Source organism: Streptomyces sp. NPDC057617, assembly GCF_042800555.1.
Lineage (GTDB): Bacteria > Actinomycetota > Actinomycetes > Streptomycetales > Streptomycetaceae > Streptomyces.
In genome coordinates, this window is record NZ_JBHVGV010000008.1 from 253,218 (window position 1) to 273,141 (window position 19,924).

Here is a 19,924-nt window from a genome sequence, read left to right on the forward strand (position 1 = left end):
TGCCCGCCTCCTCCTGACCGCCGTACGCGTCAGGTGCCCGCGCGCTGTGTGACCGCGATGCAGACCAGTACCGCCACCGCCGCCACCGGCGCCGCGGGCGTCAGGTGTTCACCGAGCAGCAGCACCGACCAGACCAGGGTCAGCACCGGCTGGGCGAGCTGGAGCTGACTGGCCTTCGGGATCCCGATCGCGGCCATGCCCCGGTACCAGACGTACAGCCCGAAGAACGTCGAGCCCGCGGCCACCCAGACGAGCCCGGCCACCCCATGGCCGGTCAGCCGCACCGGTTCGAAGGCCAGAGCCACCGCCGCGCCGGCCACCGAGAGCGGCAGGCAGCCGATCAGTGCCCAGCCGACCACCTGCCAGCCGGGCATCACCCCGGCCAGCCTGCCGCCCTCCGTATAGCCCGCCGCGCACACCACCAGCGCGCCGAACAGATACAGGTCGGCCGCCGACAGTGCCCCGCCGCTCTGCTGAACAGCGAACGCGATCACCACGGCCGCACCGGCCACGGCCGCGAGCCAGAACGTACGGGAGGGCCGCCGGCCGGTACGGACCGCGGCGAACGCCGCCGTGGTCAGCGGCAGGAGCCCGACCACCACGGCGGCGTGCGACGTGGTGGAGGTCTCCAGCGCCAGGGTCGTCAGCAGCGGAAAGCCCACCACGACCCCGCCGCAGACCACCGCGAGTCCGCCCCAGTGCCGGCGCTCCGGGACCGGCACCCGCAGCGCCAGCAGAAAGGCGCCCGCGATCAGGGCCGCGAGCACGCTCCGTACGGCCACCAGTGACCAGGGACCGAAGCTCTCCAGGCCCCACACGGTGGACGGGAAGGTGAGTGAGAAGGAGGTGACGCCCAGCGCGGCGAGCAGTGTGCCACCGCCGACCGCTATCGGGGTATGTGGAGTAGCGCTATCCTGTGCTGTCATGTACGAGCGTAGCAGCGTGTCGGAACTGGCCGATTCCCTGAGGCAGGAGTTGGACCGCTACTCACCCGGTGGAAAACTGCCGTCCAGCAGAGCACTGGTCGACCGTTACCGAGTCTCCCCGGTGACCGTCTCCCGCGCCCTCGCCCGGCTCGCCGCCGAGGGGCTGGTCGTCACCCGCCCCGGCGCCGGAGCCTTCCGGGCCGCGCGGGCCGCGGCCCCGCAGCGCGGCGACACCCGCTGGCAGGAGGTCGCCCTCAGCGCCGACGCGACCACCGAACTCGTACCGCGCGCCGTCGACGCCTCCGGGGTCCTGATCACGCTCGCCGCGCCGCCGCCGGGAGTCATCGAGTTCAACAGCGGCTACCTCCACCACTCCCTTCAGCCGGAACACGCCATGGCCGCCGCCCTGGCCCGCGCGGGCCGACGGCCCGGCGCCTGGGGACGGCCGCCCTCGGAGGGCCTTCCCGAGCTGCGCGAGTGGTTCGCCCGGGGCATCGGGGACACCGTCACGGCCGCCGAGGTGCTGATCACCGCCGGCGGCCAGAGTGCGCTGACCACCGCGCTGCGTGCGCTCGCCCCGCCCGGCGCGCCGGTCCTGGTCGAATCGCCCACGTACCCGGGGATGCTGGCGATCGCCCGCGCCGCCGGGCTGCGTCCGGTGCCGGTGCCGGTCGACCACGACGGCGTACGGCCCGAACTGCTCGCCGCCGCCTTCCGGGCCACCGGCTCCCGGGTCTTCGTCTGCCAGCCGCTCTTCCAGAACCCCACCGGCGCCGTGCTCTCCCCGGCGCGCCGCCCAGAGGTGCTGCGTATCGCCCGGGAAGCCGGGGCCTTCGTCGTCGAGGACGACTTCGTACGGCGCCTCGCGCACGACGACGCTGGCCCGCTGCCCCGGCCGCTCGCCGCCGACGACCCGGACGGTGCGGTCGTCCATGTCGGCTCCCTGACGAAGGCGTCGTCGCCGAGCCTGCGGGTGGGGGCACTCGCGGCGCGCGGCCCCGTGCTGGAGCGGCTGCGCGCGATCCATGTCGTCGACACCTTCTTCGTACCGCGCCCGCTCCAGGAGGCCGCGCTGGAACTGGTGGGGTCCGCCGCCTGGACCCGGCATCTGCGCTCCGTCTCCACGGCGCTGAAGGTCCGCAGGGACACCCTCACCGCCGCGCTCCGTACCGAGCTGCCCGAGCTGGACCTCCCGTACATTCCGTCCGGCGGATATCACCTCTGGCTCCGGCTTCCGGACGGCACGGACGAGCAGGCCGTCGTCTCCGCCGCGCTGCGCGCGGGGGTCGCGGTCGCGCCCGGCCGGCCGTACTTCAGCGCCGAACCGCCCGCCGCCCACCTCCGGTTGAGCTTCGCCGCGGTGGCGGGTCCGGCCGAGATCGGCGAGGGGGTGAGCAGGCTCCGTACCGCCTGCGACGAGGCGCTCGTCCCGGCGGGACCCCGGCCGCCGGGCGCACCGCTGCCGCCGCCGGGCGCACCGCCGCGGGGAGCCTCTTGACCTGCTGGGCAATCGGCTCCACGATCGCGCCCATGAGTGTTCGGGTCACGCTGGTCGCCGCCGCGCGCAGCTCGGACGTGTTCGACGAGCGCTTCGACGACGACCGGTCCCTCGACCAGGTCGGGTGGTACGAGATGCAGCTCGCCGCCCACACCCTGATCCCGCTGGCCGCCGCCGACCTCCGCTACTGCTCGCCGACCCCGCGCAGCCGTGCCACCGGGGACGCGCTGGGGTTCGCGCCGCTCGCGCAGCCCGCCCTTCGCGACTGCGACATGGGCAGGTGGCGCGGGTTCACGCTCTCCGAGGTGGTGGCCCGGGAGCCCGCCGCCGTCGATGCCTGGCTCGCCGACCCGCGCGCGGCACCGCACGGCGGCGAACCCCTGCTGGCCTTCATCTCCCGGATAGGGGGGTGGCTGGACACACGCCCCGCGCAGGACATCGCCGCGATCGTCGCGGTCGCGGAACCGGCGGTCGTACGGGCGGCGCTGGTGTACGCGCTGAAGGCGCCGCCCCGGACGTACTGGTACGTGGATGTCCGCCCGCTGTCGACGGTCACCCTCACCGGTACGCCGGGGCACTGGCACCTCCAGGTCGGCGGCGCCGGATAACCGCACCGCGTGGCGCCCGGCTCAGTCCGGGCGTCGAGGTGGTGTCAGCCGGGTGCCACCAGGCCTGCCAGGCCCCCCGCCGGGCCGTGCGGCAGCCGTACGACGACCACCGCGCCGCCGTCCGGAGCGTTGCCGAACGCCAGCGTGGCCCCGACCGCCCTCGCCTGCCCGAGCGCGATCGTCAGCCCCAGACCGTGTCCGGTGCCCCTCTCGCGCGCTCCCGTACGGAACCGCTGCGGCCCGTCGTCGAGCAGTCCGGGCGGAAAACCCGGGCCCCGGTCCCGTACGGAAATGGTGGTGACACCGGTTGTGGCGTCCACCCCCACCGTGACCGTCACCGGCGCCCGCCCGTGCCGGTGCGCGTTGCCGACGAGGTTGGCGACGATCCGTTCCAGCCTGCGCGGATCGGTCCAGACACGGACGCCCGCCGGGTCGGCCACCCCGGGGACCAGCACCGCCACCTCGCCGCGGGCCCCGGCCCGTTCCACCGCCTCCTCGATCAGCGCCACCAGACCGCAGTGCCGTGGATCGGCGCGCTCGACGCCCGCGTCGAGCCGGGAGATCTCCAGGAGGTCCTCCACCAGCGCGCACAGCGCCTTCACCCGGTTCCGTACATAGCGCTCCGCCTCGCCGTCCGGCAGCAGTTCGGCGGCGGTGAGCAGACCCATCAGCGGGGTGCGCAGCTCATGGGCGACATCCGCGGTGAAGCGCTGCTCGTTGCGCAGCCGTGTCTGGAGCGAGGCCGCCATCGAGTCGACGGCCCCGGAGATCTCGGAGATCTCGTCGAACGCGCGCGGGCGCGCCGAGATCCGCGCGTCCAGATCACCGGCCGCGATCCGCTGGGCGGTCGCGGCGGCCGATCTGAGTCTGCGGCTCATGTTCCTGGCGACCAGACTCACCAGCGGCAGCACGACGGCGGCCGTCAGCAGACCCGCTCTCAGGACGCTCTTGTTGAACGCGTCCAGGTCGTTGAGCGCCGGGCCCAGCGGGAGCCGTACGGACAGGGTCCGCCCGGCGGCCGGCCGCGCCGCCCACATCGCGGGGCCGTCCCCGCCGGTCTCGCCGTGCCCGTACTGCGTACCGCGGCGCCCCTGCCGTACGAGGGCGCGCAGCTCACCCGGGACTCCGGGCGCGTCCAGTTCGGCTCCCGTGCCGCCGACCGTTCCGGTGCGCGCGTACGCCACGGCCGCACGGTCGAGCGTGAGCATGGCGATGGAGCGCGACTGCTCCAGTTCGAAGGCGCGCGAGGCCCGGTCGACCAGCACGACCAGCACGACGACGGCCACACACGTCGCCGCGGCCACGAGCCCCATGATGCGCCACTGCAAGGAGCGCAGCGGATACGCGGCGGAGAGCGCGGGCCGCGGAAGGAAAGCCGGCGGGTGGGGCGTCGGCGGGCGAGGCGCCGACGTGCTGGGAGCCGACGGGCGAGGCGCTGACGGGCGAGGGGCCATCGTCACCGCCGCAGCTTGTATCCGAAGCCGCGCACGGTGTCGATGCGATGGGCACCTATCTTCGCGCGCAGCCGTTTCACATGGAGGTCGACCACCCTGGTGTCACCGTCCCAGGCGTGGTCCCAGACCTGTCTCAGCAGTGTTCTGCGCTCCAGTACGACACCGGGCGAGGCGGCGAAGACGAGCAGCAGCCGCAGCTCGGTCGGCGTCAGCGCGGTGATCTCACCGGCCCGGCGCACCTCCATGCCATCGGTGTCGATGGTCAGGTCCCCGAACCGGAGGACCTCCTCGCCGCTGGCCGGCCCGCCGCTGTCCGCGGCCGGGCCGGCCGGCGCGAAGGAGGCGCGGCGCAGCAGCGAACGGATCCGCGCGACGAGCACCGCGCTCTCACACGGCTTGACCACATAGTCGTCGGCACCGGCCTCAAGGCCCGAGATGATGTCCAGATCGTCCCCGCGCGCGGTCACCATCAGGATCGGGACCAGACTCGACTCCCTTATCCGCCGGCACAGTCCGATGCCGTCCAGCTCGGGAAGCATGACATCGAGGACCAGCAGATCGGGTCGGGTCTCCCGGAAGAGTTCGAGACCGGTGAGGCCGTCGGCGGCGGTGGACACGGTGAAGCCGTACCGCTGGAGGGCGATACGGACGGTGTTCCGGATCACCTCGTCGTCCTCGACGAACAGGATGTGCGGCTCGGCGGGGCCGTCCGGGCAGACGTCGGCGCGGGTGTCGGGGCGGGCACGGCGGACGGTGGGCATGGCGGCGTCCTCGCTGTCTCGGTACGTGTACGGAGCAGGGCGGGCGTGCTGGTTCGTACGGCCGCGGCGAGAGCCGTGTCCGCCGGGATCTCGTCGCCGACGGCCGTCAGCGCCGCGCCGTTCCAGCGGTAGCGGACGGTACGGGGACCCGCGTCCTCCGCGACGGTGAGCAGCAAGTCCCCGCCGGCCACCGCCAGTCCCGCACCGGGTGCGCCGGGGTGGACGAGGAGGGGCCGTACGCGGCCGGCGGCGGCCTGATACACCGCCAGGAAGGTGCGGCGGGCCGCCGGTTCGTCGACCGCGACGACGAGTTCGGCCCCGCCGTCGCCGGTCACGTCCTCGTACACCGGCGGCCGTACGGGACAGCGCGGGCCGGGACAGTCGCGCAGGGCGGCGCGCGACCGCTCGGGCAGCCGGGGGTCGCGGGACAGCAGCGCGGCCACGGACAGGCCGCCGAGTCCGCCGTCCGCGGGGACGCGGATGCCGTCGAGGGGCGGGTACGCCTCGGCCGCGCGCGCCTCCGGCCGTTCCGGGAGCGCGTCCGTGTGCACGGACAGATCGGCCGCCGCGCCCGCGTCCCGTACACCGGTGTCCGGCGCGTATCCGCTCAGCGCTCCGCCCAGCACGGTCGCGGCAGCGACCGTGGCTCCCACGGCCCGGCCGGGACCGCGTCCGTACAGCGACAGGCGCCTCAGGGTCACGGCGCCTCGGCGGAGAAAAACGTAGGGAGAACGCATCATGCGGAGCCTAACGGTGAGGCGACAACGCTCCGTCGGCTTGTATAGCGCGGTAAGGCCTAGGGGAAGGTACAGAAATTCGCACACCCGCCCGCGTGTTGAAGCAACGCCCGCACCGCCTGCGCGCCCGCCGCGGCCGGGTCCGCTCCGCCCCGGACGTCACTCCGTACCCAGCGTCTCCAGGATCTGCTCGCCGTACTTCGCCAGCTTGTTCTCGCCCACGCCGCTCACCGTGCCCAGCTCCGCCAGCGTCGCGGGTGCCCGTAGCGCGATCTCGCGCAGCGTCGCGTCATGGAAGACGACATACGCGGGCACCCCCTGCTCCTTCGCCGTGGCGGCCCGCCAGGCGCGCAGCGACTCGAACACCGGCACCGCCTCGTCCGGCAGATCGACGGGCACGGCACGCCCCTTCTTCTCGGCGCGCGCGGGCTTGGCCACCGCCGCCTTCTCGGGCTCGCGCCGCAGCATCACGGACCGCCGCCCGCCCAGTACCTCGGCACTGTCATCGGTGAGGACGAGCGTGCCGTAGTCGCCCTCGACGGCGATCAGACCCTGCGCCAGCAACTGCCGTGCCACACTGCGCCATTCCGCCTCGCGCAGCTCCGTACCGATGCCGAACACGCTCAGCGCGTCATGGTCGAACTGGATGACCTTGGCCGTCTTCTTGCCCAGCAGGATGTCGGTGATCTGCCCGGCGCCGAACTTCTGATTGCGCTCCCGCTTCAGCCGGACCACCGTCGACAGCAGCTTCTGCGCGGGCACCGTGCCGTCCCACGACTCGGCGGGCGTCAGACAGGTGTCGCAGTTGCCGCACGGCCCGCTCTTCTCACCGAAGTACGCGAGGAGCTGGACCCGGCGGCACTCCACCGTCTCGCACAGCGCGAGCATCGCGTCGACATGGGCGCCCAGCCGCCGCCGGTGCGCGTCGTCGCCCTCGGAGGTGTCGATCATCTTCCGCTGCTGGACCACGTCCTGGAGTCCGTACGCGAGCCAGGCCGTGGACGGCAGGCCGTCGCGCCCGGCGCGGCCCGTCTCCTGGTAGTAGCCCTCGACGGACTTCGGCAGATCGAGATGGGCGACGAACCGTACGTCAGGCTTGTCGATGCCCATGCCGAACGCGATCGTCGCGACCATCACCATGCCCTCCTCCCGCAGGAAGCGCGCCTGGTTCGCGGCCCTGGTACGGGCATCGAGCCCCGCGTGGTACGGCAGCGCCTCGACGCCGTTCTTCACCAGGAACTCGGCGGTCTTGTCGACCGAGGCCCGGGAGAGGCAGTACACGATCCCCGCGTCGCCCGCGTGCTCGGCACGCAGGAGGTGCAGGAGCTGCCGCTTGGGGTCGTTCTTCGGCGCGATGCGGTACTGGATGTTGGGCCGGTCGAAGCTCGCCACGAAGTGGCGCGCGTCCTGGAGCCTGAGCCGGGAGGCGATCTCCGCGTGGGTGGCCTCGGTGGCGGTGGCGGTCAGCGCGATACGGGGCACCTCGGGCCACCGCTCGTGCAGCGCGGACAGGGCCAGATAGTCGGGGCGGAAATCGTGCCCCCACGAGGCCACGCAGTGCGCCTCGTCGATGGCGAACAGCGAGATCGTGCCACGCTCCAGCAGCCGTACGGTCGACTCCACGCGCAGCCGCTCCGGCGCCAGATAGAGCAGATCCAGCTCACCGGCGAGGAACTCGGCCTCCACCAGCCGCCGTTCGTCCAAATCCTGCGTGGAGTTGAGGAACCCGGCCCGCACACCGAGCGCTCTCAGCGCGTCGACCTGGTCCTGCATGAGCGCGATGAGCGGGGATACGACGACTCCGACGCCCTTCCGCACCAGCGCGGGGATCTGGTAGCAGAGCGACTTGCCGCCGCCGGTCGGCATCAGCACAAGGGCGTCGCCTCCGGCCACCACATGATCGATGATCTCCTGCTGGCTCCCGCGGAAGGAGTCGTAACCGAAGACGCGGTGCAGCACGCGCAGCGCCTCGCTGCCGGCCTCGGGGCCGGCTCCGGCAGGTGTCTCGGGACGCGGGTCGGTATCGGCAGCGCTCATCCGGCGATTCTATGAGGCTCCTACGACACGGGTCGGACCGATCCGCGATCCGGGCGGTCTCCGCGATCCGGGCGGTCAGGGCGGCGGCTGGAGCGGCGGCGGCCATATAGGACACGGTCTGACCTGCACGGGATCTAGCGTCGAGGGTGCCGCCCGGCAGTGGGGCGGCGAGAGCGGCGAGAGCGATGTGTCAGGAGAAGAACATGAGTTACGTGACCAGCAATCAGCCGACGGGCACTCCGACCTGGATCGAACTCGATGTTCCCGTCGCGGAGACCGAGCGGGCGAAGGAGTTCTACGGGGCTCTGTTCGGCTGGGAGTTCGCGGTGGGGGCGCCGGGGGCCGGCCAGTACACGGTGTGTCTGCTGCGCGGCCACGCGGTGGCGGGACTCAGGCCGGTGACGACGGGGCCGGCCCTGGGGCACTGGCGCGTCTATATCGCCACCGACGACTGCGACAGCACCGCCAAGCGCGTCCTCGACGCGGGCGGCACGCTGATCGAGAGCCCGGCGGAGGTCGGGGACCGGGGGCGCGCGGCCCTGGCGGTGGACCCGGTCGGTGCCGAGTTCGGCCTGTGGCAGGGGCGCGGGCGCATCGGCAGCGGGATCGTGAACGAGCCGGGCAGTCTCGTACGGAACGATCTCACCACCCCGGACCCCGCCACCGCGCGCGCCTTCTACCCGGCGGTCTTCGACTACACCCTGGACGGCGACGACGGGCAACCGGACACCGACTTCACCTTCCTGCGCCGGCCGGACGGCCATGAGATCGGCGGCATCTTGGGCGTATCGCAGGGGGCGCCCTCGGCCTGGGGGACCTGCTTCGAGGTCGCCGACGCCGATGCCGCGGTGGCGCGGGCGGTCGCGGCGGGAGGCACGGCGGGCGCGCCCTCGGACATGGTCCATGCCAGGCTGGCGGAGATCACCGACCCGTTCGGCAACACGTTTGTGGTGGGCGAGCGGCCGGGGGCGGGGGAGAGCTGAGGGGGCGCCCCTACCCGGCGCGGGGGCACCCCTCCGGCTGACGGGGACACTCTCCCGGCCGGTCACTATGGCAGGAGCCGCGGGTCCCCGGACCGGGGCCCTCCGGCAGGAACCGCGGGGCCGGGTCCGTCACTTCGGCAGGCGCCTGACCTTGAGGGTGTTGTCCCTGCGGTGGCCCGGCCGGCCGTCGGGGCCGGTCTGGCTGCGGTCGTGCTCCTCGCAGATCTGCACCTCCCACTCCCCGTCCGGCAGCTCCAGCGACTCCAGGACCTCTTCCGGCGTCGGGAAGTGCACGTCGGGGTGCGGGTTCTCCTCCCAGGGCGCGAAGCCGCAGTGCCCGACGATCAGCAGCACCCCGCCGGGCGCGACCGCCGACGCGGCGGACCGCAGGATCTTCTCCCGGGGCAGCTCGCCGTACGAGTGCAGGTACTGGGCGGAGACCAGATCGTACGAGCCCTCGGGGAAGGACTCCCCGAGATCGTGCCGCTGCCAGTCGATCCGGTCGGCGACCCCCTCCGCCGCCGCGTGCTCGGCCGCGCGGCCGAGGGCGACTCCGGAGATGTCGGTGCCGGTGACCCGCCACCCCTGCCGCGCGAGCCAGACCGCGTCGGCCCCCTCGCCGGAGCCCAGCTCCAGGGCCCTGCCGGGGGGCGTCCCGGTCACCTCGCGGACCAGCACGACATTCGGATTCCCGCTCCAGATCCGGTCGTCCTGGCCGTAACGGTCGTCCCAGTACTCCTCCATCGAGCCGAACTCCTCGACGGCGGGGGTCTCATGGGAGTGGTCGGTCATCGGTGCGCCCCTTTCATGAGTGTGGTGGTGGTCCGCGTGATCGTGGTGTGCCATCCGCAATACCTCCGTCTGCCGGGGATACTCCGCCCGCCGGGGAATGTTTGACAAACCTTGTTGCCGAGACGGCAAATGGAGACATGGCAATCGCGGACATCGCAGACGACGACTTCTCAAGCGTCCTGACCGCCGTGGGGCCGCGTCTGCGCGCCCTGCGCCGGGACCGGGGCACCACACTGGCCGGCCTCAGCGAGGCGACCGGGATCTCGCTCAGCACCCTCTCGCGCCTGGAGTCCGGACAGCGCAAACCCACCCTGGAACTGCTGCTGCCGCTGGCGAAGGCGTACGGCGTCCCCCTGGACGAACTGGTCGACGCCCCCGCGACGGGCGACCCGCGTGTCCACCCCCGCCCCTTCATCCGCGAGGGCACGACGTACATCCCGCTGACCCGCCAGCTCGGGGGCCTCCAGGCGTACAAGCTGATCATCCCTCCGGGGCCCGCGGCTGCCTCGTGCGGCGAGCTGGAGCAGCGGGTCCATGAGGGGTACGAGTGGCTCTATGTGCTGGCCGGGCGGCTGAGGCTGCGGCTGGGCGAGCACGACCTCGTACTCACCGCCGGAGAAGCCGCGGAGTTCGACACCCGTACGCCCCACGGTTTTACCTCGGCCGGGCCGGAGCCGGTCGAGGTCCTCAGCCTGTTCGGCAGACAGGGCGAGCGCATGCATGTACGCGCCCGCCCCAGGAGCCGGTGAGCCGGTCGGCCGGTCGGACCCGCTTCGACGCGGTGGTCAGCTCGGCCCGGCGATCGGGACGCTGCGATCAGGCCCCGGCGATCAGATCGAGGGACACCTGCCAGAGGCGCGCCGCCGCTTCCGGGTCGAGGGCATGAGGTGCCACGCCGGTGCGAGGGCCGCTGGGGACATGGCGGGGAGCCTCGTGGCAGTCCTCGAAGTAGCGCCCGCCCATGCCTTCGAGCTGAGGTGACGTCGCCACCAGGACGGAGGTGGCCGCGCCCTGCCCGGGCGTCTTGAAGACATAGGCGCCGCCGGTGATCGCGGACTGGAGCTGCTCCTGGTCCATATGGCGCGTCAGGTTCGACAGGATTGCGCCGGGGTGCACCGCGTTGACGGTGATGCCGTCGTCGGCCCAGCGCCGGTTCGCTTCGACCGCGAAGAGGGCGTTGGCCGTCTTGGACTGGGCGTAGGCGGTCTGCGGGTCGTACGGGCGGGTACGGAAGTGGATGTCGTCGAAGTCCACCGGGCTCCCGATGTGCCCGACCGAGCTGAGCGAGACGACCCGAGCCCGGCCCGCCCCGAGCAGCGCCGGGCGCAGTCCGGTGGTGAGCGCGAAGTGGCCGAGATGGTTGGTGGCGAACTGGAGCTCCCAGCCCTCCGGTGTCCGCGTCTCCGGGGTGTACATCACTCCGGCGTTGTTGACCAGGATGTGCAGGGGGCCTTCCCAGCCGGTGGTGAAGGCCGCGACGGACCGCTGGTCGGCGAGGTCCAGCGGTGCGACCTGGACGTTCCTGGCGCCGGTGGTGGCCGCGATGTCCTCGGCGGCCTCCTTGCCGGCCGCGGTGTTCCGTACCGCCAGGGTCACTTCGGCACCCGCTCCGGCGAGCGCCCGCGCGGTCTCGACACCGATGCCGGACGATGCGCCGGTCACGATGGCGCGACGGCCGGTGAGATCGATGCCGGCGATCACCTCGGCGGCGGTGGACTTGGCGTCGAAGGGGGTGGTGATCCGCGTCGGCTCGGTCATGGGGGTGCCTTTCTGGGTGCTGCGGGTGTGCTCGGTGTGCGCCGAGGGCGCTGTGTACGTGCCGTGACCTGGGCCCGGGTCTCCTGGACGCCGGCCCTCTCCTGGGCGGCAGACCCGGATGTTCCGGGCGGTCACACTCCAGCCAACCACCGGCGGATGCCCTCGCAGGGGTGCCAGAGGGGTCCGCTCCTACCCGGGTTCCAGCAGAACCCCCCTGTGCCGGTCCGCGCCGACCCTGCCCCGTACCCGTAGTACCTCAGAGCTACGTGCAAGGTGAGTTCCATGGCGGGACGACGGCCACGGGGCCCCGTCCATAGCGTCCGTACCGCACTCACCGCACCACCCGTTCCGGTACGGAAGGACCCTCCTCCATGGCGTCTGGCCCGCGTAGCAGCCGTTTCCGCCGCACCCTGCTCGCCGCACTCGTCGCCGCGTCGGTGGCGGTGCCGGTGTCCGGCGCGGCCCGCCCCGCGGCTGTTCCGGCCCCCGCCCCGCCCGTTCTCGCCCCGCTCACGGCCGTCGCCCTGGGCCCGGCCCTGGACGCACGGTACGCCGCCAACCGCGACGGCATCCGGGCCGCCGAGCGCATGGCGGCCAACCATGGCGACCGGAGCCGGGCCTCGGCGCTGCGCGCCATGGCGGGCGCCATGCGCCACTTCCTCTCCTTCGACGGCCGCGGCGGAGGCCGTACCGCCGAGGTCTTCGGCGATCTGGCGCGGGCCCGGCGGATCGCCGTCCTCGTACCGGGCTCGGACACCAGCCTCGACCGGTACGGGCGCTTCCGGACCGGCGCGCGAGCGCTCCAGAAGGAGCTGGGCGCCGGGTCCGCCGTGATCGCCTGGCTCGGATACGGGACTCCGGGCACGGTGAGCCGCGAGGCGGTGACCCCGGGCCGCGCCCATGAGGCGGCTCCTCAACTCGACTCCTTCATACGGCAGTTGCGTACGGCCAAGCCCGCCGCCAGGACCGCCCTGCTCTGCCACTCGTACGGCTCGGTGGTCTGCGCGCTGGCCGCCCCGGGCCTGCCGGTCTCCGACATCGTCCTGTACGGCAGCCCCGGCACCGGCGTCGACAGTGCCGCCGATCTGCGCACCCGGGCCACCGTCTGGGCTGGCCGGGGGGACGGCGACTGGATCGCCGATGTGCCGCACACCCGGCTCCGACTGCCCTTCACCACAATCGGGTTCGGGCGCGATCCGGTGTCGCAGGAGTTCGGCGCCCGCCCCTTCGACGCGGGCCCGGGCGGCCACAGCGACTACCTCAAGCCCGGCTCCGTATCCCTGCGGAACCTCGCCCGGATCGTCACCGGAAAGACCGGCGTCGCCGGACAGGCGCCCGAGGCGGCCCGCCATGCGTGATCTCGTACGGCGGATCGACTCCGCCACCCCACCGGAACGCGACCGTGCCATCGACGCCCTGCGCGCCTTCGCCATCCTCGGCGTGGTGCTCGGGCACTGGCTGGTGACCGCTCTCGTCGCCGACAGCGGCACCGTACGCGCCGCGAGCCCGCTCCACTACCTGCCCCAACTGGCGCCCATATCCTGGGTGTTCCAGACGCTCGCGGTCTTCTTCCTGGTCGGCGGGCAGGTCGCCGCGAAGAGCTACGCCTCGGCCCGCGCCCGCGGCACCGGCTACCCGCGGTGGCTCCGCAGCCGCCTCGCGCGGCTGTTCCGGCCGGTCGCCGCCGTCCTGGCGGTATGGGCCGTGGCCGCGGGCGTGATGCTGGCCTCCGGCGCCGGGTACGACACCGTGCACGCCCTGTTCCGGCTGGTCCTCTCGCCGCTCTGGTTCCTGCTGGTCTTCGCCGCGCTGACTGCCGCGACCCCGGTGGCCGCCCGGCTGCACCCGCTGTGGCCGCTGGCCGTGGTGCTGTACGTCGACCTCTTCCGGTTCGGGTTCGGCGGCCCGGAGTGGCTCGGCTGGATCAATGTGGCGGCGGGCTGGCTCGTACCGTACTGCCTGGGCGCGGCCTGGGCCCGCGGCGGACTGCCGGGGCCCAGGACTGGCTGGGCGCTGCTGGCCGGCGGCGCGGCGGCGACGGCCGCGCTGATCCTGTTCGCCGGCTACCCGGCGTCGATGGTCGGCGTGCCCGGCGCCGCGGTCTCGAACCTCAACCCGCCGACCCTGGCCGCCGTCACCTTCGGCCTCGCCCAGTGCGGGGCGGCCCTGCTGCTGACCGGTCCGCTTCGCAGGTGGCTGCGGCGGCCCACGGCCTGGGCGGCGGTCGCTCTGCTGAATCTGTCCGCGATGACGGTTTTCCTCTGGCACCAGACCGCGATGATCGCCGTCACCGCCCTCGGTCTGCTCGGGGGCAATGTCCTGCCGGGCCTGCACACCGTGCCCGACGGAAGCGGCTGGGTGCTGGCCAGGCTGGCCTGGCTGCCGGTGTTCGCGGTGGCGCTGCTGGTGTGCTGGGCGGCGTTCCGTACGTACGAGATCACTGCGCACAAAGGGCGGCCGCGGCCGAGCGGCCGGATCGTCCGCGAAGGGCGTCCCGACCGGGAAGAGGTGGTGCGGCGTGCCTAGGCTGAAGCCCGTGAGGAGTCGGGCGGGGAATCGCGGGGCGAGGAATCCCGGGGCGGGGAATCCCGGAGAGCGGCCGAAGTGGTCCGGACGGCTTGCGGTGGCCGTACGGGCGGTGCCGCGCGCCCTGCGCCAGGACCTGTGGACCGCCGCCGCCGAGCCGCCCCGGCGCCTGGGCCGGTCGCGGCTGCTGGACTGGTGGCCGGCGTTCTTCGTGCCGCTGGTGCTGCTGGGGGTGTTCCTGCTGGTCTCCAACGGCGACCAGTACACCCGTGACTACCGGATGAGCCCCTCGCTCGCCCTGCTGCTCGCCGCGGTCCAGTCGGCGGCACTGGTCGCCGCGCCGTTCCGCCCGGTGCCTGCCTGGTGGGCGTCGACAGCTGTCCTGGTCGCGCTCTCCCTGTACGCGAATCCCCTCACCGCCGGCACCACCACCCTCTACCCCTGGACCGGCGCGGGGATCACCCTCGAAGCGTGGGTGCTGTTCCTGGTGGCGCTGCGGTCCCGGCCCCGGGTGGCGGTCGAGGTCCTGGTGATCACTGTGCTGGCGGGCCTGTTCCGTACCGGCCACCTCAACCGCACCGTCATCCTGCTCTTTGTGATCGCGGTGGTGGTCGGGGCGGCCCTGCGCGGGCGCCAGGTGGCCCGTACCGAACTGGTCGCACAGGAGGAGATCACCGCGGAGGAGCGGGCCAGGCGCACCCTGCTGGAGGAGCGCCACCGCATCGCGCGCGAGCTGCACGATGTGGTCGCGCACCATATGGCGGTCATATCCATCCAGGCGCAGGCCGCCCCGCATCTGGCCGAGAACCCGTCCGAGGAGCTGCGGGAGAATCTCGCGGGCATCCGCGAGAACGCGGTCGGGGCGCTCACCGAACTGCGCCGGGTGCTGGGCGTACTCCGCTCCGAGGACGCCCTCGGCTCCGGCGACTCCCTCGCGGAGGGGGTACGGCATGCCCCGCAGCCGACCCTCGACCGGCTGGACGAGCTGCTCGGCAATGTGCGAGGTGCGGGTGTCCGGGTCACCGCCCGCACCACCGGGGAGCCGCGCCCGCTGCCGCCGGGCGTCGAGCTGTCGGCGTTCCGTATCGTGCAGGAGGCGCTCAGCAACGCGATGCGGCACGCGCCGGGGGCGGAGGTGCGGGTGGAGACCGCGTACCACTCCTCGGGGATCACGGTCCGGGTCACCAACACCGCGCCCGGCGGTACTGCCCCGCCCTCGCCCGGGACCGGCCATGGTCTGCTCGGGATGCGGGAGCGCGTGGCGATGCTGGGGGGCGAGCTGGCGACCGGGGCGACCCCCGAGGGCGGCTGGGAAGTGACCGCGACGCTGCCCACGACGCCCCTCGCGGAGTCGTCCCTTGCGGAGCCGCCTCTTGCGGAGCCGTCCTTTGCTGAGCCGGACAGGTCCGCCGCGGGACCCGGCGCCCCCGCCGGATCTTCCGAGGACACCGTATGACGACCGCTGAGCCGGCCGTCCGCGTACTGATCGCCGACGACCAGATGATGGTCCGCCAGGGCCTGACCGTACTGCTCAACGCCGAGCCCGGTATCGAGGTCGTCGGCCAGGCCGTCGACGGCCTCGACGCGGTCGCCCAGGCCGCGGACCTCGCCCCGGACGTCGTCCTGATGGACATCCGGATGCCCGGACTCGGCGGCATCGAGGCGACCCGCCGCCTCACCGCCCCTGCCGGAGCGACCGTCAAGGTCCTCGTCCTGACCACCTTCGACCTCGACGAGTACGTGTACGAGGCGATCCGCGCGGGCGCCTCCGGCTTTCTGCTGAAGGACGCCTCGGCCGCCGAACTCGCGCACGCGGTACGGGTGGTGGCGGACGGCGACGCCCTGCTCGCCCCGAACATCACCAAGCGGCTGATCGCCGAGTTCGCCCGGGTGACCGCCGCGCCCCGCGCCCCGCTCAAGGACCGCGTGGGCGATCTCACGGAACGCGAGACCGAGGTGCTGTCCCTGATCGCGCAGGGCCTGTCGAACGCGGAGATCGCCGCGCGTCTGGTGGTGGCGGAACAGACGGTGAAGACCCATGTGGGCCGGATACTGGGGAAGTTGGGCCTGCGTGACCGTACGCAGCTCGCGGTGTTCGCGTACGAATCGGGACTGGTGCGGCCGACCGGATACTGACTCCCGAAGGGTTCCGAAGGACCTTCCCGAAGGACCTTCCCGAAGGGCCCTCCCGAAGGGCCCTCCCGAAGGACCGGACAGGGATCCGGCCCGGGGATCGGGCGGCCGGACGCGCTTCAGTCGCCGGACGCCGCCTCCGAGCGCGCGGCCCGTTCCCGGAGCAGTTCCCTCTCGCGCGCGTTGCGGGTCAGGGACGCCGCACGCTCGAACTCCGCGCGCGCTTCCTCGTTCCGCCCCAGGCGCTCCAGCAGATCGCCCCGGACACTCGGCAGCAAGTGGTAGTCCTTCAGGGCCGGTTCGGCGGCCAGGGCGTCCACCAGCTTCAGCCCGGCCGTCGGACCCTCCGCCATCGAGACGGCCACCGCCCGGTTCAGCTCCACCACCGGGGACGGGGTCAGCGCCATCAGCCTGCCGTACAGCGCGGCGATCGTCGCCCAGTCGGTGTCCTCGTAGCGGATCGTCCGCGCGTGGCACGCGGCGATCGCGGCCTGGACGGAGTACGGGCCGTGGCCCGCGCGGCGCAGGGCCTCGACGCCGCGGGCGATGAGCGTACGGTTCCACCAGGAGCGGTTCTGGTCGGCGAGCAGCACCGGCTCGCCGCCGGGCCCCGTGCGCGCCGCGATACGGGACGCCTGGAACTCCAGCAGTGCCGCCAGACCGTGCACCTCGGGTTCCTCGGGCATCAGGCCCGCCAGCACCCGCGCCAGCCGCAGCGCGTCCTCGCACAGGGCCGGGCGTACGAGATCGTCACCGGCTGTCGCGGAGTAACCCTCGTTGAAGACGAGGTAGATCACCTCAAGGACGGACGAGACCCGGGCGGCCCGGTCGGCACCGTACGGCACCTCGAAGGGCACCCCGGCCTTGGCGAGCGTCCGCTTCGCGCGGACGATGCGCTGGGCGACGGTCGGCTCCGAGGTGAGAAAGGCGCGGGCGATCTCCTCCGTGGTCAGCCCGCCCAGCAGCCGCAGGGTCAGCGCGATCCTGGCCTGGGTCGACAGCACCGGATGGCAGGCGGTGAAGATCAGCCGCAGCAGATCGTCGTCGATGTCCTCGGCGCCCTCCCCGGGATCCCCGGACCCGGGAGGCGGCGATACGTCCTCCAGCGCCCGCCCGACCTCCGCCAGCTTCCGCGCGTAGGTCTCCTTGCGCCGTACGAGATCGATCGCGCGGTGCTTGGCGGTGGCCGTGAGCCAGGCGCCCGGCCTGTCCGGGACACCCGACTCCGGCCACTGTTCCAGCGCGGCGACGACAGCGTCCTGCGCGAGTTCCTCGGCGATGCCCACGTCCCGCACGATGCGGGCGACGCCGGCGATGATCCGCGCGGACTCGATCCTGAAGACCGCTTCGACCGTTTCCGCCGTACTCGTTCCCGTCACAGCCACCCATCAGAACAGGTGGCCGAGGCCGGGGCAAGCGCGGCCGGATCAGCCCTCCGCGATCTCGCGGACCTCGACGGAGACCTGCCAGTTCTCCGGGTGGACCTCCAGGAACCGCTTGGCCCACTCCACCGCCTCGGCCTTGTCCGCGCACCGGATGATGGAGTACCCGCCGACGACTTCCTTGCTCTCGGTGAACGGTCCGTCGGTGTAACCGACCTTCCCGCCGGACCAGGTCAGCCGGGTCGCCTCGGCGGTCGGCGCCAGCCCGGCCGTCTCCTGCATCACCCCGGCCCGGGTGATCTCCTCGAACAGCGCCCCCATCCGCTGATCGAACCCGGGGTCGGGCGCTTCGGCGGGAAGGTGCTGCTCGTCGATGTGGACCAGTGTGAGATAACGCGGCATGGTGACTCTCCTCGATCGCGTCGGTGGTGAGGCCGGGGCCGGTCCCCGGCTCTCACCCCTACGTCGAACGGCGGCCGCCCGGATCGACATCACCCCGCGAAAAATTTTCCGGGATGCGGCGCGGCCCACGAGCGGGTGCTCCGTTCAGCGCCGCTCTCTGTTCAATGCTGCTCCCGTTCCGCTCAGTGCTGCTCCCGCTCCACCGGAAGCCACAGCTCCGCGTCGGCCTCGGAATTGTCCGGTGACATACGGACGCGCAGGATCTCGGGGCCGGGGCGGCTGCGGTACGGGTTCGAGGGGAACCACTCCGTGAACACGTCCCGCCACAGTTCCTGGATGGCCTGCGGCGCGGGCCCGGAGGTGGTGAAGACCCCCCAGGTGCCGGCCGCCACGGGGAGGGCGACCGTGCCCTCCGGGGCGTCCGCCGACGTGATCACCCCGTGGTAGTAGTCGAGTTCCGTGCCTTCCGCGCGGCTGGGGTCCAGGTCGTCACAGACCGCGACGATGCCCCCCGGCTCCTGGTCCGACAGCTTCTCCAGGCGCTCCACGGTCTCAGGTTCTATCCCGCGGACGAAGTCGATGATCGCCTGGTTCGGCCCCGAGTGCACCAGCGGCACCCGGGCCTTGACGCCGGCGACGTTGAAGGCCGGCCTGTCCACGACGCGATAACGCATACTGCTTTTCCCTTCGACGGTGAGACGGAAGGTCAACCGGGGCTGGGAGACGAGCGCGGTGCCGGTACGCCGGGCCTCGCCGGGACCGACGCCGTGCATGGCCCGGAACGCCCGTGCGAACGCCTCGCCCGAGCCGTAGCTGTAGCGCACCGCGATCTCCAGCAGCGTCCCGCTCCCCGCGAGCACCTCGGCGCCCGCCACGGTGAGCCGCCGACGCCGGATGTACTCCGACAGCGGCAGGCCCGCCAGCGCCGAGAACATCCGGCGCAGGTGGTACTCCGAGGTGGCCGCGGTACGCGCCAGCGCGGCCACCTCGATGGACTGGTCGAGGCTGCGCTCGATGTCCTCCATGGCCTGATTGAGCCGCTCCAGCACCCCGGGGCCTCCTTCGTGTTCCTTCTTCTGTGACCATCACGCTAGGCGGCACGCCCCCCGCCGCACCCGACATCCTGTGCCCGGTCCAGTCGGGTGCGCATGGCCGTCCTGTGACCACGACCGATAGTTGGCGGGTGCGCCGCTAATCAGGCGAGGTCGCCGGGGCGTGTCGATTCTTGGTTGGCGATTTTGACGACGGGTAGTTGGCGAGTCGGGCTGCGGAGGAACGGACGGTCCGCCGCGCTGGAGAAACTGGGCTGCGTGATGGTGGTGGGCCCGGCAGCATGGCGGGGTGTCCGATCTTCTGTGGGATGACGTGAAGTGCTTCTTCGACCATGAGGTGATGGGGGCGCTGCCGGACGTCCATGTCGCCGATACCTCGGTCGAGGACTGGCAAGCTGTCCTCGATTTGGTGGCTGCGAGTGGGTGGCAGTGGCAGTATTCCGAGGGTGCGGTCGTGGGGCCCATGCCTCCGGCGGAGGCGGTGCTGTCCCGTCCGGCGGAGGCCGAGTGCCCGGAGCTGAGGGTCTGGCCGACATCCGGTGTGCTGGCCATCTTTCGCTTCTATGCGTCCGAGGAGATTGACTTCGATGTCGATCTGCGTGAGCTGCAGGGACAGGATCGGCTGGACGTGCTGTGCGGATTCCTGCGAGCCATCGGAGGCAGGCTGGGCAAGGCGGCGGTGATGACGCCCGAAGGAGACGCGGACCACCCAGTGCTGGGGTTCGATGCCGAGAGTGATCGAGTCGTGTTGCTGGCAGAGGCGTCCGCCGACTGACTGGTTCAGCGTGTAGGGGTGAAGCCATCGGATTGGTCGAGTTGGAACGGTGGGCCCGAGGAGGTGGGTGTCCACCCCCGGCTGAGCGCGAGTTTGATTG

General features: G+C 72.5%; 19 protein-coding genes. 9 read left to right on the top strand and 10 right to left on the bottom strand.

Annotation, left to right across the window (positions count from 1 at the left end; translation table 11 throughout):
- Positions 1-29 precede the first annotated feature (29 nt).
- Positions 30-926 carry a DMT family transporter gene (locus ACFU9P_RS21335; protein ID WP_384083122.1) on the bottom strand — a complete coding sequence of 299 codons (897 nt, stop codon included), beginning with the start codon at positions 924-926 and terminating at the stop codon, positions 30-32.
- Here ACFU9P_RS21335 and ACFU9P_RS21340 point away from each other — a divergent pair.
- Both ACFU9P_RS21340 and ACFU9P_RS21345 read left to right on the top strand, forming a co-directional pair.
- Positions 925-2,424: a PLP-dependent aminotransferase family protein gene (locus ACFU9P_RS21340; protein WP_384083125.1), complete on the top strand. Its 1,500-nt coding sequence runs from the start codon at positions 925-927 to the stop codon at positions 2,422-2,424. The two genes, ACFU9P_RS21335 and ACFU9P_RS21340, sit on opposite strands and share 2 nt — an antisense overlap.
- A gap of 32 nt (positions 2,425-2,456) precedes the next feature.
- Positions 2,457-3,032: a histidine phosphatase family protein gene (locus tag ACFU9P_RS21345; protein ID WP_384083128.1), complete on the top strand. Its 576-nt coding sequence runs from the start codon at positions 2,457-2,459 to the stop codon at positions 3,030-3,032.
- 44 nt (positions 3,033-3,076) lie between these two features.
- Here the strand turns inward: ACFU9P_RS21345 and ACFU9P_RS21350 are convergent, their stop codons facing one another.
- The 4 genes from ACFU9P_RS21350 to recQ all read right to left on the bottom strand — a co-directional run bounded on the left by ACFU9P_RS21350 (position 3,077) and on the right by recQ (position 8,021).
- Complete coding sequence (locus ACFU9P_RS21350) at positions 3,077-4,345, bottom strand: ATP-binding protein (protein ID WP_384083496.1); 1,269 nt, start codon at positions 4,343-4,345, stop codon at positions 3,077-3,079.
- A 143-nt stretch (positions 4,346-4,488) separates the two neighbouring features.
- Positions 4,489-5,247 carry a two-component system response regulator CseB gene (gene cseB, locus ACFU9P_RS21355; RefSeq protein ID WP_384083131.1) on the bottom strand — a complete coding sequence of 253 codons (759 nt, stop codon included), beginning with the start codon at positions 5,245-5,247 and terminating at the stop codon, positions 4,489-4,491.
- Entirely contained in the window at positions 5,148-5,900 is a 753-nt protein-coding gene (locus ACFU9P_RS21360; RefSeq protein WP_384083134.1) for a hypothetical protein, read from the bottom strand. Before ACFU9P_RS21360 ends, cseB begins: the two co-directional genes overlap by 100 nt.
- Before the next feature lie 243 nt (positions 5,901-6,143).
- A complete protein-coding gene (gene recQ, locus ACFU9P_RS21365) occupies positions 6,144-8,021 on the bottom strand; it encodes a DNA helicase RecQ (protein WP_376373169.1) in 1,878 nt (625 codons plus the stop codon).
- A 203-nt stretch (positions 8,022-8,224) separates the two neighbouring features.
- Here recQ and ACFU9P_RS21370 point away from each other — a divergent pair, with 203 nt between their 5' ends.
- A complete protein-coding gene (locus ACFU9P_RS21370; RefSeq protein WP_384083137.1) occupies positions 8,225-9,004 on the top strand; it encodes a VOC family protein in 780 nt (259 codons plus the stop codon).
- 129 nt (positions 9,005-9,133) lie between these two features.
- On the opposite strand, the gene ACFU9P_RS21375 is transcribed toward ACFU9P_RS21370, so the two are convergent.
- Positions 9,134-9,796 carry a class I SAM-dependent methyltransferase gene (locus tag ACFU9P_RS21375; RefSeq protein ID WP_384083140.1) on the bottom strand — a complete coding sequence of 221 codons (663 nt, stop codon included), beginning with the start codon at positions 9,794-9,796 and terminating at the stop codon, positions 9,134-9,136.
- Positions 9,797-9,933: 137 nt separating this feature from the next.
- Between ACFU9P_RS21375 and ACFU9P_RS21380 the strand changes: the two genes are divergently transcribed.
- Positions 9,934-10,545, top strand: coding sequence for a helix-turn-helix domain-containing protein (locus ACFU9P_RS21380; protein WP_376373177.1), 612 nt, complete (start codon positions 9,934-9,936; stop codon positions 10,543-10,545).
- A gap of 67 nt (positions 10,546-10,612) precedes the next feature.
- Here the strand turns inward: ACFU9P_RS21380 and ACFU9P_RS21385 are convergent, their stop codons facing one another.
- The gene (locus ACFU9P_RS21385) at positions 10,613-11,554 is read right to left on the bottom strand and encodes an SDR family NAD(P)-dependent oxidoreductase (RefSeq protein WP_384083143.1); all 942 of its coding nucleotides are present in this window, start codon (positions 11,552-11,554) and stop codon (positions 10,613-10,615) included.
- A 371-nt stretch (positions 11,555-11,925) separates the two neighbouring features.
- Between ACFU9P_RS21385 and ACFU9P_RS21390 the strand changes: the two genes are divergently transcribed.
- From ACFU9P_RS21390 to ACFU9P_RS21405, 4 genes are all read left to right on the top strand, one after another.
- On the top strand, positions 11,926-12,912 hold the full coding sequence (locus ACFU9P_RS21390; RefSeq protein ID WP_384083146.1) for an alpha/beta hydrolase: 987 nt from the start codon (positions 11,926-11,928) through the stop codon (positions 12,910-12,912).
- Positions 12,905-14,080, top strand: a complete 1,176-nt coding sequence (locus tag ACFU9P_RS21395; protein ID WP_384083149.1) for an acyltransferase — start codon at positions 12,905-12,907, stop codon at positions 14,078-14,080. The genes ACFU9P_RS21390 and ACFU9P_RS21395 overlap by 8 nt, the downstream gene beginning before the upstream one ends.
- A 97-nt stretch (positions 14,081-14,177) precedes the next feature.
- Complete coding sequence (locus ACFU9P_RS21400) at positions 14,178-15,536, top strand: sensor histidine kinase (RefSeq protein WP_384083152.1); 1,359 nt, start codon at positions 14,178-14,180, stop codon at positions 15,534-15,536.
- Positions 15,533-16,216 (top strand): response regulator, encoded by a 684-nt coding sequence (locus ACFU9P_RS21405; RefSeq protein ID WP_384083155.1) that lies wholly within the window; start codon positions 15,533-15,535, stop codon positions 16,214-16,216. The genes ACFU9P_RS21400 and ACFU9P_RS21405 overlap by 4 nt, the downstream gene beginning before the upstream one ends.
- A gap of 116 nt (positions 16,217-16,332) precedes the next feature.
- On the opposite strand, the gene ACFU9P_RS21410 is transcribed toward ACFU9P_RS21405, so the two are convergent.
- The 3 genes from ACFU9P_RS21410 to ACFU9P_RS21420 all read right to left on the bottom strand — a co-directional run bounded on the left by ACFU9P_RS21410 (position 16,333) and on the right by ACFU9P_RS21420 (position 19,046).
- Positions 16,333-17,592 carry an RNA polymerase sigma factor gene (locus ACFU9P_RS21410; protein ID WP_384083158.1) on the bottom strand — a complete coding sequence of 420 codons (1,260 nt, stop codon included), beginning with the start codon at positions 17,590-17,592 and terminating at the stop codon, positions 16,333-16,335.
- A gap of 48 nt (positions 17,593-17,640) precedes the next feature.
- Positions 17,641-17,997 carry a YciI family protein gene (locus tag ACFU9P_RS21415; protein ID WP_384083161.1) on the bottom strand — a complete coding sequence of 119 codons (357 nt, stop codon included), beginning with the start codon at positions 17,995-17,997 and terminating at the stop codon, positions 17,641-17,643.
- Between the two features lie 182 nt (positions 17,998-18,179).
- Entirely contained in the window at positions 18,180-19,046 is an 867-nt protein-coding gene (locus ACFU9P_RS21420) for a GyrI-like domain-containing protein (RefSeq protein WP_384083164.1), read from the bottom strand.
- Positions 19,047-19,338: 292 nt separating this feature from the next.
- On the opposite strand from ACFU9P_RS21420, the gene ACFU9P_RS21425 reads away from it, so the two are divergent.
- Positions 19,339-19,824 (top strand): hypothetical protein, encoded by a 486-nt coding sequence (locus ACFU9P_RS21425; RefSeq protein WP_384083167.1) that lies wholly within the window; start codon positions 19,339-19,341, stop codon positions 19,822-19,824.
- Positions 19,825-19,924 lie beyond the last annotated feature (100 nt).

Excerpts from the sequence above, each read along its gene's own strand:
- ACFU9P_RS21340 (WP_384083125.1), top strand. The coding sequence starts at position 925 with ATGTACGAGCGTAGCAGCGTGTCGGAACTGGCCGATTCCCTGAGGCAG.
- ACFU9P_RS21335 (WP_384083122.1), bottom strand. The coding sequence starts at position 926 with ATGACAGCACAGGATAGCGCTACTCCACATACCCCGATAGCGGTCGGC.
- ACFU9P_RS21345 (WP_384083128.1), top strand. The coding sequence starts at position 2,457 with ATGAGTGTTCGGGTCACGCTGGTCGCCGCCGCGCGCAGCTCGGACGTG.
- ACFU9P_RS21350 (WP_384083496.1), bottom strand. The coding sequence starts at position 4,345 with ATGGGGCTCGTGGCCGCGGCGACGTGTGTGGCCGTCGTCGTGCTGGTC.
- cseB (WP_384083131.1), bottom strand. The coding sequence starts at position 5,247 with ATGCCCACCGTCCGCCGTGCCCGCCCCGACACCCGCGCCGACGTCTGC.
- recQ (WP_376373169.1), bottom strand. The coding sequence starts at position 8,021 with ATGAGCGCTGCCGATACCGACCCGCGTCCCGAGACACCTGCCGGAGCC.
- ACFU9P_RS21370 (WP_384083137.1), top strand. The coding sequence starts at position 8,225 with ATGAGTTACGTGACCAGCAATCAGCCGACGGGCACTCCGACCTGGATC.
- ACFU9P_RS21375 (WP_384083140.1), bottom strand. The coding sequence starts at position 9,796 with ATGACCGACCACTCCCATGAGACCCCCGCCGTCGAGGAGTTCGGCTCG.
- ACFU9P_RS21380 (WP_376373177.1), top strand. The coding sequence starts at position 9,934 with ATGGCAATCGCGGACATCGCAGACGACGACTTCTCAAGCGTCCTGACC.
- ACFU9P_RS21385 (WP_384083143.1), bottom strand. The coding sequence starts at position 11,554 with ATGACCGAGCCGACGCGGATCACCACCCCCTTCGACGCCAAGTCCACC.
- ACFU9P_RS21390 (WP_384083146.1), top strand. The coding sequence starts at position 11,926 with ATGGCGTCTGGCCCGCGTAGCAGCCGTTTCCGCCGCACCCTGCTCGCC.
- ACFU9P_RS21395 (WP_384083149.1), top strand. The coding sequence starts at position 12,905 with ATGCGTGATCTCGTACGGCGGATCGACTCCGCCACCCCACCGGAACGC.
- ACFU9P_RS21405 (WP_384083155.1), top strand. The coding sequence starts at position 15,533 with ATGACGACCGCTGAGCCGGCCGTCCGCGTACTGATCGCCGACGACCAG.
- ACFU9P_RS21415 (WP_384083161.1), bottom strand. The coding sequence starts at position 17,997 with ATGCCGCGTTATCTCACACTGGTCCACATCGACGAGCAGCACCTTCCC.